The following is a 14,452-nucleotide window of genomic DNA, read 5'->3' as shown; positions in this document are numbered from 1 at the left end:
CAAACTTCTCCAAAAAGGACGAAAATTCGCGGTACCACCTTTGTTTAGGCAAGACAATTACATGATGCTCCTCTTGCCCCTCTTTGTCCGTAACGTGGACTGCCGTCTCATCCTACTGATTTCAGACGAAAGTTCTGTAAAATGATAGCCCAAGCAAGATGGACTGCAGATCTCTCACCATCATCTGCTCGCTGAAAGTATTTTGCTTGGTCTGTGTTTTTACAATCTTATCTTCTTTAAAAATTATAAAATATTTACTGGAACTTTTTGTTCCCCATTTGTATCATCATCGTGATGATCAGCTTCTGAGTTTTCCTCAGCTGCGTGAGCTTCAATATCTTCATCGCTGAGCGGAGAAAAAGCTTGGGTCGCAGCCAATTCTCGGTTTGCAGCTTCAATGCGCTCTTGCAACTCAGCCATTTCTTCTGGAGAAAATTGACGAGTCACATCCACCTCTTCCTCGCGGACAACTGCTTCTTCTCCCAGAACCTCCGATACAACTTCCTTGAAGGCCTCATCGCTGGTTTGCAGATAAGTAGCTGTCGGACGCAGGATTTCTTCCCATTCAGATGAATTTACAATACTGAGTTGGCTCTCAATGGTTGATTTCAAGCGTTGGTGGAAGACACGTGTTTTATTTTTCAGTTCTTCAGTTTCAATGGCTACTTTCTTAGCATTGTCAGCTGCCTGACGCAAAATTTCATCAGCCTTGTACTTAGCTCCATCCAACAAATGCTGCGCATCCTGCTCTGCCTGACGGACAATATTTGTAGAGCGCTCGTTAGCAGCCACTTTAACGCGCTCAGCCGTATCCTGAGCAATCAAGACAGACTGGCTGAGAGAGTCTTTCATCTCATCAAAATATGTCAGACGTTCTTCCAGATTACGAATTTTTGCTTCTTTTTCGTGGTTTTCACGAACTAAGTCCTCATAATCACGGACAACGATGTCAAGGAATTCATCTACCTCTTCAACATCATAGCCTCTAAACTTGGTTCCAAAGGATTTATCTTTAATTTCTAATGCTGTAAGTGTCATAGTTCCTCCTCATTTACTAGCTAATAATTCAACGGTTAACTTATGTTTTCCATTCTTGGAAAGGCCATTTTCTCTTAAAACCTTAAATCTTCCAAATCGTCTAACGCTAATCAAGTCTTCAAGCCCGACCTGCTGGCTGGGATTGTCATTAACAGCATAGTTCATTTTCACATGCTTGCCAGAAATTAGCTGAGCAGCCTGGCTCCTTGATAACTTAAAGGTGCTGGCTACCAACTTGTCCAAGCGAAGACTAGATGCCAAAATTTCTCTGGTGACAGCCTGCTTCTGCTCTTTCAGCAGCTCCGCAAAGGAAACTTCCTTTAGTTTGACAGGCATCTTTGCTACTTTAGTGACATGATCTATAAAATACTGAGCCAGTCTTTTAGCTACAAAGAGCTGAGCACGGTCTCCAACTACAAGAATATCGCCAAAGGTCCGTCTTTCAATCCCCAATTGATTGAGCAAGGTCCCCATAATCTGCGAATGACTGATTTTATAAAATTTGCTTGCATAGGAAATTTCCAGCAAGCTCAATTCAAAATCATCCATATTCAGTTGGTAATAAGAAGGCGCCACAAGAACTCTTGCCAATTCGCTTGGAAAATAATCCGAACTAGCAAAGACTTGCACATCATATTGCTTGCCAATATTCTTCAGTATCGAAACCTGATGGGGATTCAGAAAAGACGTTGTTTCAAACGCATAGGTATCTTGAACCCGCTGAAGCAGCTCCAGACTCCTATCAATAAACTCTCGATCCTCATGCGAAAAGTGTTGATATAAATCTTTCATCATAATAACATTAGTAAGACGCTTATTAAATAAAAGACCACACGATTTAAAAGGTTTAAAGCCAGAATTGCAACCCAAACGGTAAAGTCCAACCCTGCAAATTGCAAGGGAAGACGGCGGAAAAATTTTAAATACGGTTCTACAATTCGTGTTAGAAACTCTCCGAATTTGGTTTGATAGGCTCCTGGAAACCAAGATAGAAGTGCATAGACAATCAAGGCAATGCTATAAAGATCGAAAAGATTAGAGATGGCACGAATTACAAAATATATCATATCTCTTATCTACTGCGCTTCATATCAAAGTCGAATTCGCTGATTTCAACATCGTTAGGCAGGCGGATATCTTCCACATTTACCACTACATTAATTGGAGTCAGCAAATACATAGTGCTTGCAACTTTTTTCAAATTTCCAGCCAAGACATAACGCGCACCATCTAGATAGTCTAAACAGCGACGAGCCTGTACCTCAGTCATATACTGGAAGTCAATCAGGATGCTTTCATTGGCCAAAAGCAGGTCAACAATTTCAGTCGCTTCCTCATATCTCCTCGGATAACGAACATCAATCGTAATCTTCTCATCCGCATTTGCACGGTGCTGAGCCAATTCCTGCTGACGTGCATGCAGTCTGGTAATATTCTCTGTAGAAGATTTCTGTTGTGGCTGTTGTTTAGGCTGTGGCTTGGCCGCAGCAACCGGACGAGGAGCTGGCTTGCTCTCTCTGACTGGTTTAGGCTGAACCAATTCAGGCTTCTGCTTAACAGGCGCTGCAGGTCTGCTGACAGTCTGCTCCTGAACCTCAGTCTCATCTCCATCTTCTGTAAAATAATCTATAAATTTATCAAATCTATCTTTTAATGACATATTTCTTTCCTATTTAAAAAATGCTGTACCGATTCTGACATAGGTCGAGCCATAGGCAATTGCTTCTGGATAATCACGGCTCATTCCCATGCTTAATTCAGAAAAGGGCATATTATTTAACTGTTTCTTTTTTAATTCTTTTTGTAGTTGATGAGCCTTTTCAAAAATTTGGTTCAGCTCCTCATGACTAGCTTCAAACGGAGCCATAGTCATCAATCCCACAATTTGAACATTTTCTAATTTTTCAAGTTCAGGCAGGACAACTTCAAGTTCTTCAATCAAAAAGCCATGCTTGCTCTCTTCTTTAGAAATATTCACCTGCAGGAAACATTTAATCACATGTTGGGCCCGTTTGTCAATCTCCTTGGCCAATTTTACAGAATCTAAAGCGTGAAAGTAATCAACATAGTTAATCACATCCTTGACTTTTCTCCTCTGCAAACTGCCGATCAGGTGCCAGGTCAGATTCTCATCTTTCAGAGCATGGTATTTATCTAGAAATTTATCTACCCGATTTTCTCCGATATGCTGAATACCTGTACGAACAAGCTCCTGAGTTGTTTCGCAGTCAACATATTTGGTAACTGCAATGATATTTACTGAATCTTTCAAACGCTGGGCTTGCTCCGCCGCTTGAGCGACGGATTGAAAGACCAACTCTTTATTATTCTGCAAATTCATGATTTAGATTAACGATTTCTGAAGAATGGAGGTGTTTCCAATTCATCATCATCTTCATTAGTTTCTGCATAGCGTTCCACGCGGGCTGACGAACTTGGTTCAGCCTGACGAACAATCGCTTCGCGGCGAAGATCCCAATCACCAAAAGCGGAACCTTTAGGTGCATCCGTTCTTTGACGGCTTGGAGCAGGAATATCAACTGTTTCGGTCATGTCAAAGTTTCGTTCAAACTGTCCTGAGCGAACTTCGCGGTTTGGCTCAACTTGCTGCGGACGGCTTGGACTAGTAGGTTGTGGTGTCTGACGAATGCCACTGACCTTTTCAACCTTGTCCTGACGAACACCAGTAGCTACAACAGTCACGCGGATTTCATCCTTCATGGACTCATCAATAGCAGTACCGAGCCAGATGTTCACACCATGACCCGCTGCTTGGTTGACAATTTCTGAAGCTTCTTCTGCTTCAATCAAGGTCATATCTAAGCCACCAGTAACGTTGACAATTACGTCCTCTGCACCATCAATGGTTGTTTCCAAAAGAGGTGAGTAAATAGCTTTGCGAGCAGCTTCGATGACGCGTTCTTCACCGCTACCAACACCAATTCCCATCAAAGCATTACCCTTGTCTGCCATAACTGTTTTCACGTCGGCAAAGTCAAGGTTAATCAGTCCTGGGCTGGTAATCAAGTCAGTAATCCCTTGGACACCTTGGCGAAGAACATTATCTGCTTCACTGAGTGCTTCAAGGAGCGGAGTCTTCTTGTCTACAATTTCAAGCAAGTTGTTATTTGAAATAATCAAGAGTGTGTCTACATGCTCGCGAAGTTCGTTGATTCCCTCTACCGCAAAAGTTCCACGCTTGCTTCCTTCAAAACCAAAAGGACGTGTAACTACAGCAACAGTCAGAGCACCAACATTTTTTGCGATACGAGCAATCACTGGAGCAGCACCTGTCCCAGATCCACCACCCATACCAGCAGTGATGAAGACCATGTCTGCTCCTTGCAGAGCTTCGGTCAGGACTTCTTCGCTTTCTTCAGCTGCCTTACGTCCTACTTCAGGCTGACCTCCGGCACCAAGTCCGCGAGTCAGCTTAGGACCAAGCTGAATAACTGTTTCAGCTTTGGCACTGCTAAGAGCTTGAACATCTGTATTTGCTGCGATGAATTCAACACCAGCAACACCTTCATCAATCATTCGGTTGATGGCGTTACCGCCACCTCCACCGACACCAATAACTTTAATTACTGCGCCTTGTGCAGCAGCAGCGTCAAATGAAAATGTCATATTCTCTGTATTCTCCTTAATCAAACATTTTGCCAATTAGGTTGCGCATCCGATCTGTAATACCGGTTTTTGGTTCTTGGTTTGGCACATCAGCACTAGCAACTGGAACTTCTTGGACCGGCTCCTCAGGAATCTCATCAGCTGGTTGAGGTTCAAAGCGTGGTACTGACTGAGCAGGACGCTCAAAGGATACAGGTCGATGGCGCAGTTGCTCATCACCATGAACAGCAACCTGAGCCAGCATATCCACATCTGTTAAGTTTCCAGCATACTCTGACAAACTGATAACATGTGCGAAAGCAGGATTGCGAATGCCGATTTGATTTGGCACATAAAGCTTGACATTTACGCCAAACACTTCCTGAGCAAGCTCAACCACTCCTGGAAGAATAGCTGCTCCACCAATAATCACAATGCCGCCTGGCAACTCGAGGAGATGCCTTCTATCTAAATCGCGTTTGATTTGCTCAAAAATGTGTTGGATACGAGCAGAAATAATCTCAGCCAGATACTTTTCAGTTACTTCAACCGGCTCAATCTCTCCAATCACTTCTACTTGGAAAGATTCTGTCCCAGCTTCAGGAACATAAGCAGAACCATAGTTAAACTTGAGACTTTCAGCCAACTTTTGTGAAGTCTTCAAAACCTTGGAGATATCCTTGGTTACGTAGTCGCCGCCTTCTTGGTATATATTCGTATATTGAAGTTCTTGACCTCTAACAGAAGCCACTGTAGTTTGGCCGCCGCCCATATCAATAACAGTTGCACCAAACTCACGTTCCCCTTCGTTCAAGATTGACTTAGTCATAGCCAATGGGGAGATAATAACGTTCTCAAGCTGAACTCCCGCACGCTCCACTGTCTTGCGGAGGTTGTGGAGAATAGTCCGTGGTCCAGTGTAGAGAAGCCCACGCATTTCTAAGCGAATCCCCATCATACCTCGTGGGTCACGAATCCCTTGGAAACCATCCACTACAAACTCTTCTGGGATGAAAGTAATAACCTCGCGGTCAGGAGTCATACTCTTCGTCAGAGCAGATCTAACAACATTCTCTACATCTGTATCTGTGATTTCCTTAGAATCACTAGTCACAGGAATCATACCCTGAGTAGGCTCAATCTGTAAGAGATTAGCTGGAAGTCCGACATTAACTAAGCCAATTGAAATGCCTGCCTTTTCTTCTGCTTGAGAAATAGCTGTCTTAATGGCAGCAGCAGCAGCCTCAATATCAACAATAATTCCATCTTTAACGCCAGCACTTTTTGCGTTGCTGACCCCAATAACATTCATTTCATCGTTGATGTGCTCTGCCACCAACACTTTAATTGAGCTAGTTCCTATATCTAATCCAGTAAAAAAGCCGTCTCTAGCCATTACATCAGTCCTCTCTATCTTCCATGTTTCCGGTCTATACTAATAACGCTAAAAATTAGAGTTATCCAAGCTTTATTATAACATAAAGAAAATGAAAATGTGCAGTTTTTCTACATATAATTTAGCGATTTTCGTTATTTACCGGGTTTTCTGTCGAATTTTGTGGCTCTGCAGGTTCTTCTTCCGGACTTTCTGTCACCTGCTCAGCCGCTTGTTCTGTTGGCCGTCCCGCCGGTTCCTCTTCTGTTTTTTGCTTTTCTTCGTCAGAAGAAGACGACTCGTTTTGAGCTCCTTCAACATAACTAAAAATCCCAGCCTCCATATCTACAACACTAGGCACATCCTCTTCCAGCTGCGATTGGATTCCCTTGTAATATGGCAGTTTTTTGGAAATATGCGAAATTGGTACCAAGACTTTGTTGCCATCATGCATGGTCAGCGTAACCAAGTCCGGTGTCACCTTGCTTGGAGTCAACTGAACTGTCTTAATATTTTTCTTGACCGAAGCCGGTACCTTTTCAATTTGAAGGGCAAATTCCTTAATCAATTTTTTATCTGAAAACTCTATCGAAATATGGGTTTCTGGCAAAGAATCTGCAGCAGTTGGTTCCGAAATAATTTCCCCATTTGTCAGAATAGGATAGTACTGACCACCCTCATGCAGATAGGCCAGAACACCGTACTCCTTGACCTTTACCTGAAAAGTAATCGGAAACTGATAAGCTATCTCCAGGTTGTTAATCCAAGGACTAGACGCTTTCATATTGCGGATATGATTGCCGCCATTGATAAAGGTTGTTAAAGTATAGTCCTTCTCATCAATCTTACTGCTTTTGAGCAGGTCTTCCTGACTGACCATTTGATTCCCTGAAAATTTGATAGTCTTCATGGTCGCCAGTGGCGTCAAAAAATAGACTGACAAGAGAAAAATCAAACCACTGCCCAGCAAAACCGGCAGCGCTCGATAAATATGAATCCTCGAAATATGCACCTTAGCAGCTTCTTTTTCTGCCTTTTTCTGAAGTTTCTCAAGTTTTTTGCGCTCTTTCTCGCTCAATTCGGTCTCTAGCTCAGATTCGGATGATTCATCTTCCAAATATTCTGTTTCTTCCTCTTCATAAGATGAGTCATCTTCTTCCGTCTCTTCAGCTATTTCTTCGCCTTCGATTGAGTCCTCAGCTTCAGCTTCTTTTACTTCCTCTTCTTCCAGCTCCTTTTGTTTACTGGCCTCTTCCTGAGCCTTCTTTTCAAGATATTCTTTATGTCGTTTCTGCCATTCAGAGAGGGGCTCACTTACCTCTTCCTTTGGCTCATCATTGTTTTTCTTGCTCATTTCTTTCCCTTGTCAATATCCGCTTTCAATAAAGCATAAAATTCATCTACAGACTTGATTTCCTGAGAATTTTGCATAGCTTGATGATAAGAAACTTGATTAGCCAAAAGGTCATCAAGTGCTGCCTGTAAATGGCTCATATCCAGCTGTTCCTCTGCCAATTGCTTGGCATATCCCTTTTTCACAAAATAATCCGCATTTTCAATCTGATCGCCGCGGCTGGCTTCGCGTCCCAGAGGAACGATAATGTGCAGCTTAGCCATGGCCAAGAGCTCAAAGATTGTATTGGAACCGCCGCGAGTAACCACTACATCTGCCAAGTCCATCAAAGGCTGGTAGAGGTCGGTCACATAGGCTCTGCGAAAGAGACGGTCAGACAGAACATCCAAACTTGCATCGCCTGTCAGATTGATAATGTTGTAGCGTTCGGTAAGCGTAGCTTGATTCTGGCTGACAAAGTCATTAAAGACCTTAGCACCAGCAGAACCGCCGACAAAAAGCAGGGTTGGCAGCTCTTTATCAAAATACTGACGAATTTCTTCTAGTTCCTGCGGTAGGACTGACTCTTGGTTACCGACCTTGGTCACAGCACCTACATGCTCAATCTTGGTCAGACTGGAAGATTGCTCAAAGGTCGCATACATCTTGGTCGCACACTTATAAGCGATTTTATTGGCCAAGCCAATGGATAGATCCGACTCATGAACATAAACAGGAACTCCTGACAGCCGGGCTGCAATCACGGGTGGAACGGACACAAAACCTCCCTTAGAAAAGAGAGCCTGCGGCAGCACCTTGAGCATGATGCCCAGCGACTGGAAAATGCCCCAGACAACCTTAAAGCCATCCAGCAGATTCTGCCAAGAAAAGTAGCGGCGAAGCTTGCCCGTAGCTACCGAATGGAAGGTTACATCCAGTCCTGACTTTTGGATTTCTTGATACTCAATACCATGCTTATCGCCAATATAGTGGACCTGCCAGCCTTCTTTGATAAATTTCGGAATCAGGAGAAGGTTGAGGGTTACATGGCCAACCGTTCCTCCGCCTGTAAATACAATCTTTTTCATCTTAACCTTTTAATTCTTCAAATGCAGCGAGAAACTCATCGCCACGGACTTCAAAATTACTATACATATCCCAGCTGGCATTGGCAGGACTGAGCAAGACAATGTCTCCTGGCTCCGCTTGCGCAAAGGCCTTATGAGCTGCATCCCAGACATCAGTCGCATCTAGATAAGAAACACCAGCCTGATCAGCTGCCCTCTTTACACGCGGAGCTGATTGTCCTAAGATCACCATTTTCTTGAGCCCTTTGAGGTCAGGCACCAACTCGTCAAATTCATTGCCACGGTCCAAGCCGCCTGCAATCAGAATCACCTTGCTATTATCAAAACCAGATAGGGCTTTCTGGGTTGCCAAGATATTGGTAGACTTACTATCATTGTAAAAGGCAACCTCATTTACACGTCCCACATACTGGAGACGGTGCTTAACACCACCAAAAGCAGACAAGACTTCTTTGATCGTCTGATTGTCAATGCCACGCAGTTTGGCCACAGCAATCGTAGCCAGAGCGTTTTCGACATTGTGGCTGCCAGGAACGCCGATTTCAGCCGCCTGCATAATCGCTTCTCCACGGAAGGTCAAGACATCACCCTCTAAATAGGCACCATCCACCTTTTCAGTCGTTGAAAAAGGCACAACAGCTGCCTGAGTTTGGCTGGCCATTTCCTTGGCCCAGTCCTGATTGAAATTCAAAACCAGATAATCATCAGCTGTCATGTTTTTCTGGATATTCCACTTGGCTGCTGCATATTCCTCAACAGAGCCGTGATAATCCAAATGTGTCGGCATGAGGTTGGTAATAACAGCGATTTGCGGATGAAAAGCCTCAATCCCCATCAACTGGAAGGAAGACAGTTCCATGACCAGTGTATCCTTGCTGCTGGCTGTTTGAGCTACTTGACTGGCAGGAAAGCCGATATTACCAGACAAGAGACCATTTTGACCGCCAGCTGTCAAGACTTGCGCAATCATGGTTGTGGTCGTCGTCTTACCATTTGAACCCGTAATACCAATAATCGGTGCTTCAGAAATCAGATAAGCCAACTCGACTTCAGTAATGACTGGAATCTTCTTCTCCAGAGCTCGAACGACCATGTCATTGTCATAAGGAATACCCGGATTTTTCACCATCAGTTCAAAGTCTTCGTCCAGCAACTCCAAAGGATGACCTCCTGTCACCACTTTTATACCTTCTTCTAGCAAAGATTGGGCAGCAGGATTTTCCTCAAAAGGTTTGCCGTCGTTAACTGTCACGATAGCTCCTAATTTATCTAAAAGGCGAGCAGCTGACTCACCCGACTTGGCCAATCCCAGAACCAAGACCTTCTTATTGGCAAAATTTGCTATTTTTTTCATAAGCAACCTCTTCCATTCATACTTCATTCTATTTTACCTTTTTTTGTGAAAATAAAAAAGTCATAGGAGTCTTTTATTTTCGACTGTAAGCAAGTTTTGAAAAAAATGATATGTTTTCATCTATTTGAAATATTTTGTAACATAAACCTATTGTTTTTGTAAAGAAAAAGAGCAAAATCTCAAAAAGTCTATCTAGCTTTCTAAGTTCTTGCTCATTTATTATTCTTCATCAAAATTCTTTTTTGATTTCTTAGGCGGCTTGAGGCGATTGATATCCCGTAAAGCCAAGACGGTCACTACGGATAGGCCGAAACCTACAAAATATTCAGCCGGCAACTGGAAAATTTTAAAAATACCTAAGCCAAATAAAATAATTAAGGCCACAATCAGTAAAACCATGGTCACAGCATTAACAGTCCCTTTAATACTGGATGGAACAGCAAAAATGTAGAAAAAGAGGATTAAAATCCCAATGATAAGATAAACCATCTTGCTGCTCCTTTCCCTTTTGCTTATTCAGCTGCAGCTGATTTTTTCTTTTTATTGGCTTTTTCGCGTTCTTGTTTGTTCAAAATTTGCTTACGCAGACGAATGGATTCTGGCGTTACTTCCATGTATTCATCATCATTCAAGAATTCCAAAGATTCTTCCAAGGTTAAGATACGAGGTGTTTTGATAACAGCTGTCTGATCCTTGGTTGCAGAACGAACGTTGGTCATCTGCTTGGCTTTAGTGATATTAACAGTTAAGTCATTTTCACGAGAGTTTTCACCGATGATCATTCCTTCGTAAACCTCAGTACCTGGGTTAACAAAAATAGTTCCGCGCTCTTCGATAGACATGATAGAGTAGGTCGTTGCCTTACCAGCATCGATAGATACTAGAGCACCACGGTGACGGCCACCAATTTCCCCTGGAATCAATGGCAAGTATTGGTCAAATGTATGATTCATAATCCCATAACCACGAGTCATGGATAAGAACTCAGTTGAGTAACCAATCAAGCCACGCGCTGGAACTAGGAAGACCAAACGAGTTTGACCATTACCAGTTGAAATCATATCCAACATTTCACCCTTACGTTCAGAAAGGCTTTGGATAACAGATCCTTGGTATTCTTCTGGAGTATCAATTTGGACACGCTCAAATGGCTCGCACTTAACGCCATCGATTTCTTTTACGATAACTTCTGGACGAGATACTTGCAACTCATATCCTTCACGACGCATGGTTTCGATTAGGATTGACAAGTGCAATTCGCCACGACCTGAAACTGTCCACTTGTCTGGTGAATCTGTTGGGTCAACACGAAGGGATACGTCTGTTTGCAGTTCGGCCTGCAGACGTTCTTCTACCTTACGAGAAGTTACCCATTTCCCTTCGCGACCAGCAAATGGTGAGTTATTCACCAAGAAAGTCATTTGAAGCGTTGGCTCATCGATGTGAAGGATTGGAAGAGGTTCAATGGCATCTGTCGGTGTAATCGTCTCACCAACAAAGATATCTTCCATACCTGATACGGCAATCAAGTCACCCGCTTTCGCTTCTTGGATTTCACGACGCTCCAAGCCAAAGAAACCAAAGAGTTTTGTGACACGAAAGTTCTTCGTTGTTCCGTCTAGTTTAGAAAGGGTAACTTGGTCCCCAACCTTAACAGTACCACGAAAGACACGTCCGATACCAATACGACCTACAAAGTCATTGTAGTCCAAGAGTGAGACTTGGAACTGCAAAGGTTCATCAGAGTTGTCCACTGGAGCTGGGATATGGTCGATGATAGTATCAAAGATTGGTGCCATTGTTTTTTCTTGATCAGCAGAATCGTCAGAAAGTGAAGAAGTTCCGTTGATAGCTGAAGCATAAACAACTGGGAAATCAAGCTGGTCATCATCTGCACCAAGCTCAATGAAGAGTTCCAATACTTCGTCCACTACTTCTGCTGGACGAGCTGATGGTTTGTCGATTTTGTTGACAACAACGATTGGGACAAGGTCTTGTTCAAGGGCCTTTTTCAATACGAAACGAGTTTGTGGCATGGTTCCTTCGTAGGCATCTACCACCAAAACAACACCGTCAACCATTTTCATGATACGCTCAACTTCTCCACCGAAGTCCGCGTGTCCTGGTGTATCCATAATGTTGATACGAGTTCCGTTGTAAGCAACGGCTGTATTTTTAGCAAGGATCGTAATACCGCGCTCTTTTTCGATATCGTTTGAGTCCATAGCACGCTCTGCCAACTCTGTACGAGCATCAAGAGTTTCAGACTGCTTCAATAATTCGTCAACGAGGGTTGTTTTCCCGTGGTCAACGTGGGCGATAATCGCAATGTTACGGATATCTTCTCTTAATTTTGTCATGATTTCCTCTGAATTTTTAAATTTTATTTCTAACTGAACAATTATACCACAGACGCAGGCAAAAAACACGGCTTTGATAAGTGTAAATGTTTTCATTAAAAAATATGGGAGCTCCATGAGGATTTGCATTTCCCATCCTGAAAATTTATGATATGATTTAGAAAAAAATAAGGAAAACAGATGCGCCTCGACCAACTGCTGGCTGCCAATCATATCAGCCGAAAAAAGATGAAACAAAGCCATTTACAAAAACAGATTTTAGTGGATGGTAAGCCCGCCTACAAACTCAGCCAAAACGTTGATACCGGCCTGCAGCAGATTACTTTTCAAGGCAAACATGTCAGCGGCCCTGCCCACCGTTACTATATGCTGAATAAACCCTCTGGCGCAGTCACAGCCAATCGTGACGCTGAAAAATTGACTGTCCTGGATTTGCTGGATAAGGAGATAGAGAAAGAAAATCTTTACTCTATCGGACGGCTGGATAGAGATACAGAAGGACTTCTTCTGATTACCGATAATGGTCCTTTGGGATTTCAGCTACTGCACCCTCAATATCATGTCGAAAAAACTTACTATGTAGAAGTCAATGGACCTTTAACCTCTCAGGATAAAATTGCCTTTCAAGAAGGCATTCGCTTTTTAGACGGCACCATCTGTCAGCCCGCCCAGCTCTCTATCCTCTCCAGCAGCTCTAGTCTGAGCCGTGCTACCGTCAAGATTTCTGAGGGGAAATTCCACCAGATTAAAAAGATGTTTCTGGCAGTTGGTGTCAAGGTCATTTATCTCAAGCGGATTCAATTTGGGAATTTTACATTAGACCCAGACCTAGCAAAAGGTGATTGCCGTCCTTTAAACCAAGAAGAATTAGAGATTATTAAAGAATCTTTGGAGAAAAGTTGGTAAAACAAAAAAGCTTTAAAAAATAAAGCTTTTTTCTTAATTCCTATATCCGTTCATGAATGTTTTATCAGCTAGCTTTCACCTTGCCATTCCAAGAATCCAACCCATAAGAAAGAATATAGATTTCTTTAAATCCTTGTTTTTTCAGATACAGAGCCGCATTGGTCACGCGCTGACCACGACTATTTTCATAGAGGAGAACAGCCTTGTCCTTGCGAAGTGCACCAACACTATCCTTGAGCTGCTGAGATGGAATATTGCGAGCACCTAAGATATGCTTCCGGTGAAAATCAGATGGATCCCGCAGATCAACCAACTGACCTTGGCGAATCAAGTCTTCAAATTCCCCGTTATCCACGATTTTTGCCGCCTGACGAAGGCGCAGATAATTAAAGCCCATCCAGCCAATTATTCCCAAAAGTACCGCCCACAAAATCCAAATTGTCATCTCAAGTCTCCTTTTTCTTTGCTAAATATTCTAACTCTAATCGATGTTCTCGGCGTAAGACTGCCTCCGCCTCAAAATAAGCTAGCTTATCCATTAGACCGGCGTCGTAAATCCTCTTCAGCTCGATTTTCATCATTTCAATATCATAAAGGCGTTTACCCATATAGATAATGATTCCGAAACTTTTAAGAAATTGCTGAACATCATACAGGGTTTTCATGAGCTATATTTTATCAGATTTTCCAGCGCTTTTCAAGATGAAAAAAGCAGAAAGGAAAGTCTGTTCCCTTCTGCTTGGCATGGATCATTTTTTATAAACCTGGTGCTTGACCAATTTCAGCTGTCAGCATCCAGATAGTCTTTTCAAGGTCAGCCTTGGCACCGACAAAGATATCATTGGTTACATCGTCTCCTTCTTGGTCTGTTACATCCAAAGCTTCTTGGTAAAGACCTGTCAGATAACGGAAAATCTCAATCACACGCGCCAGGCTTTCTTCTACATCCTTGCTGAATTCACCAGCTTTTTCTTCAATCTTGCTGTGTTGGATAAACTCAGTCAAGGTAGAATAAGGCTTGCCTCCCAGTGTAATCAAGCGCTCGCTGACTTCATCCAAAGTTGTATCCAAAGTTTCCATGTATTCATCCATTTTTGGATGCCAAACCATGAAGCCTGCGCCACGCATATACCAGTGAACTTGGTGAAGAGCAATATGAGCTGTATAAAGGTCTGCCACTACTTGATTAAGAATAGCCTTAGTCTTTGGCAAAGCCTTTTGATTGCTGAAAGTTGCTACGTCAGTTGCTGCACCATTTTTTACTTGTGTCATTGTATTTACCTCGTTTTTATTTATAATGATTCTAATCTTTTTAGATTATGGTTTAATTATAATGTTTCTAAATAAGAAAGTCAAGACAAAAGTTTCAAAAAAAGACTTTATTAGAAAAGT

16 protein-coding genes are annotated in these 14,452 nt (G+C 42.7%); 1 reads left to right on the top strand and 15 read right to left on the bottom strand.

Going from position 1 to position 14,452, the window contains the following annotated elements; all coding sequences use genetic code 11:
* Positions 1-243: 243 nt before the first annotated feature.
* The 12 genes from J1C77_RS03445 to typA form a co-directional block, all read right to left on the bottom strand.
* Positions 244-1,038: a DivIVA domain-containing protein gene (locus tag J1C77_RS03445; RefSeq protein WP_002898030.1), complete on the bottom strand. Its 795-nt coding sequence runs from the start codon at positions 1,036-1,038 to the stop codon at positions 244-246.
* 9 nt (positions 1,039-1,047) lie between these two features.
* Entirely contained in the window at positions 1,048-1,833 is a 786-nt protein-coding gene (locus tag J1C77_RS03440) for an RNA-binding protein (RefSeq protein WP_002921947.1), read from the bottom strand.
* The gene (locus J1C77_RS03435; RefSeq protein WP_002921957.1) at positions 1,830-2,105 is read right to left on the bottom strand and encodes a YggT family protein; all 276 of its coding nucleotides are present in this window, start codon (positions 2,103-2,105) and stop codon (positions 1,830-1,832) included. The genes J1C77_RS03440 and J1C77_RS03435 overlap by 4 nt, the downstream gene beginning before the upstream one ends.
* 5 nt (positions 2,106-2,110) lie before the next feature.
* Positions 2,111-2,698 (bottom strand): cell division protein SepF, encoded by a 588-nt coding sequence (locus J1C77_RS03430; protein WP_002921959.1) that lies wholly within the window; start codon positions 2,696-2,698, stop codon positions 2,111-2,113.
* A gap of 9 nt (positions 2,699-2,707) precedes the next feature.
* Entirely contained in the window at positions 2,708-3,379 is a 672-nt protein-coding gene (locus J1C77_RS03425; RefSeq protein WP_002921960.1) for a YggS family pyridoxal phosphate-dependent enzyme, read from the bottom strand.
* Positions 3,380-3,387: 8 nt separating this feature from the next.
* Positions 3,388-4,665, bottom strand: coding sequence for a cell division protein FtsZ (gene ftsZ, locus J1C77_RS03420; protein WP_011836648.1), 1,278 nt, complete (start codon positions 4,663-4,665; stop codon positions 3,388-3,390).
* 16 nt (positions 4,666-4,681) lie between these two features.
* Positions 4,682-6,040 carry a cell division protein FtsA gene (gene ftsA / locus J1C77_RS03415; protein ID WP_002904044.1) on the bottom strand — a complete coding sequence of 453 codons (1,359 nt, stop codon included), beginning with the start codon at positions 6,038-6,040 and terminating at the stop codon, positions 4,682-4,684.
* 121 nt (positions 6,041-6,161) lie between these two features.
* Complete coding sequence (locus tag J1C77_RS03410) at positions 6,162-7,373, bottom strand: cell division protein FtsQ/DivIB (protein WP_002921961.1); 1,212 nt, start codon at positions 7,371-7,373, stop codon at positions 6,162-6,164.
* A complete protein-coding gene (locus tag J1C77_RS03405) occupies positions 7,370-8,440 on the bottom strand; it encodes a UDP-N-acetylglucosamine--N-acetylmuramyl-(pentapeptide) pyrophosphoryl-undecaprenol N-acetylglucosamine transferase (RefSeq protein ID WP_002921967.1) in 1,071 nt (356 codons plus the stop codon). Before J1C77_RS03405 ends, J1C77_RS03410 begins: the two co-directional genes overlap by 4 nt.
* A 1-nt stretch (position 8,441) precedes the next feature.
* Positions 8,442-9,794, bottom strand: a complete 1,353-nt coding sequence (murD, locus tag J1C77_RS03400) for a UDP-N-acetylmuramoyl-L-alanine--D-glutamate ligase (protein ID WP_042762960.1) — start codon at positions 9,792-9,794, stop codon at positions 8,442-8,444.
* Positions 9,795-10,013: 219 nt separating this feature from the next.
* On the bottom strand, positions 10,014-10,283 hold the full coding sequence (locus J1C77_RS03395) for a DUF3165 family protein (RefSeq protein ID WP_002898040.1): 270 nt from the start codon (positions 10,281-10,283) through the stop codon (positions 10,014-10,016).
* A gap of 23 nt (positions 10,284-10,306) precedes the next feature.
* The gene (gene typA, locus J1C77_RS03390; RefSeq protein WP_042762961.1) at positions 10,307-12,154 is read right to left on the bottom strand and encodes a translational GTPase TypA; all 1,848 of its coding nucleotides are present in this window, start codon (positions 12,152-12,154) and stop codon (positions 10,307-10,309) included.
* Between the two features lie 180 nt (positions 12,155-12,334).
* On the opposite strand from typA, the gene J1C77_RS03385 reads away from it, so the two are divergent.
* The gene (locus J1C77_RS03385; RefSeq protein WP_002921970.1) at positions 12,335-13,060 is read left to right on the top strand and encodes a 16S rRNA pseudouridine(516) synthase; all 726 of its coding nucleotides are present in this window, start codon (positions 12,335-12,337) and stop codon (positions 13,058-13,060) included.
* 64 nt (positions 13,061-13,124) lie between these two features.
* Here the strand turns inward: J1C77_RS03385 and J1C77_RS03380 are convergent, their stop codons facing one another.
* The 3 genes from J1C77_RS03380 to J1C77_RS03370 all read right to left on the bottom strand — a co-directional run bounded on the left by J1C77_RS03380 (position 13,125) and on the right by J1C77_RS03370 (position 14,332).
* A complete protein-coding gene (locus J1C77_RS03380) occupies positions 13,125-13,505 on the bottom strand; it encodes a rhodanese-like domain-containing protein (protein WP_002900929.1) in 381 nt (126 codons plus the stop codon).
* A 1-nt stretch (position 13,506) separates the two neighbouring features.
* A complete protein-coding gene (locus J1C77_RS03375) occupies positions 13,507-13,725 on the bottom strand; it encodes a YqgQ family protein (protein WP_002921971.1) in 219 nt (72 codons plus the stop codon).
* 91 nt (positions 13,726-13,816) lie between these two features.
* Positions 13,817-14,332, bottom strand: coding sequence for a Dps family protein (locus tag J1C77_RS03370; RefSeq protein ID WP_002921972.1), 516 nt, complete (start codon positions 14,330-14,332; stop codon positions 13,817-13,819).
* Between the last annotated feature and the right edge of the window lie 120 nt (positions 14,333-14,452).

It is taken from the genome of Streptococcus sanguinis (genome assembly GCF_050223295.1).
Taxonomy (GTDB): Bacteria; Bacillota; Bacilli; order Lactobacillales; family Streptococcaceae; genus Streptococcus; species Streptococcus sanguinis_X.
The sequence above is the reverse complement of the archived record's forward strand: the minus strand, read 5'-3'. Positions and strand labels throughout refer to the sequence as shown.

What these genes read in the sequence shown, in the direction of transcription:
- typA (WP_042762961.1), bottom strand. Translation starts at nt 12,154, where the DNA reads ATGACAAAATTAAGAGAAGATATCCGTAACATTGCGATTATCGCCCAC.
- J1C77_RS03375 (WP_002921971.1), bottom strand. Translation starts at nt 13,725, where the DNA reads ATGAAAACCCTGTATGATGTTCAGCAATTTCTTAAAAGTTTCGGAATC.
- ftsA (WP_002904044.1), bottom strand. Translation starts at nt 6,040, where the DNA reads ATGGCTAGAGACGGCTTTTTTACTGGATTAGATATAGGAACTAGCTCA.
- J1C77_RS03385 (WP_002921970.1), top strand. Translation starts at nt 12,335, where the DNA reads ATGCGCCTCGACCAACTGCTGGCTGCCAATCATATCAGCCGAAAAAAG.
- J1C77_RS03370 (WP_002921972.1), bottom strand. Translation starts at nt 14,332, where the DNA reads ATGACACAAGTAAAAAATGGTGCAGCAACTGACGTAGCAACTTTCAGC.
- J1C77_RS03425 (WP_002921960.1), bottom strand. Translation starts at nt 3,379, where the DNA reads ATGAATTTGCAGAATAATAAAGAGTTGGTCTTTCAATCCGTCGCTCAA.
- J1C77_RS03440 (WP_002921947.1), bottom strand. Translation starts at nt 1,833, where the DNA reads ATGATGAAAGATTTATATCAACACTTTTCGCATGAGGATCGAGAGTTT.
- J1C77_RS03395 (WP_002898040.1), bottom strand. Translation starts at nt 10,283, where the DNA reads ATGGTTTATCTTATCATTGGGATTTTAATCCTCTTTTTCTACATTTTT.
- J1C77_RS03430 (WP_002921959.1), bottom strand. Translation starts at nt 2,698, where the DNA reads ATGTCATTAAAAGATAGATTTGATAAATTTATAGATTATTTTACAGAA.
- J1C77_RS03435 (WP_002921957.1), bottom strand. Translation starts at nt 2,105, where the DNA reads ATGATATATTTTGTAATTCGTGCCATCTCTAATCTTTTCGATCTTTAT.
- ftsZ (WP_011836648.1), bottom strand. Translation starts at nt 4,665, where the DNA reads ATGACATTTTCATTTGACGCTGCTGCTGCACAAGGCGCAGTAATTAAA.
- J1C77_RS03380 (WP_002900929.1), bottom strand. Translation starts at nt 13,505, where the DNA reads ATGACAATTTGGATTTTGTGGGCGGTACTTTTGGGAATAATTGGCTGG.
- J1C77_RS03410 (WP_002921961.1), bottom strand. Translation starts at nt 7,373, where the DNA reads ATGAGCAAGAAAAACAATGATGAGCCAAAGGAAGAGGTAAGTGAGCCC.
- murD (WP_042762960.1), bottom strand. Translation starts at nt 9,794, where the DNA reads ATGAAAAAAATAGCAAATTTTGCCAATAAGAAGGTCTTGGTTCTGGGA.
- J1C77_RS03405 (WP_002921967.1), bottom strand. Translation starts at nt 8,440, where the DNA reads ATGAAAAAGATTGTATTTACAGGCGGAGGAACGGTTGGCCATGTAACC.
- J1C77_RS03445 (WP_002898030.1), bottom strand. Translation starts at nt 1,038, where the DNA reads ATGACACTTACAGCATTAGAAATTAAAGATAAATCCTTTGGAACCAAG.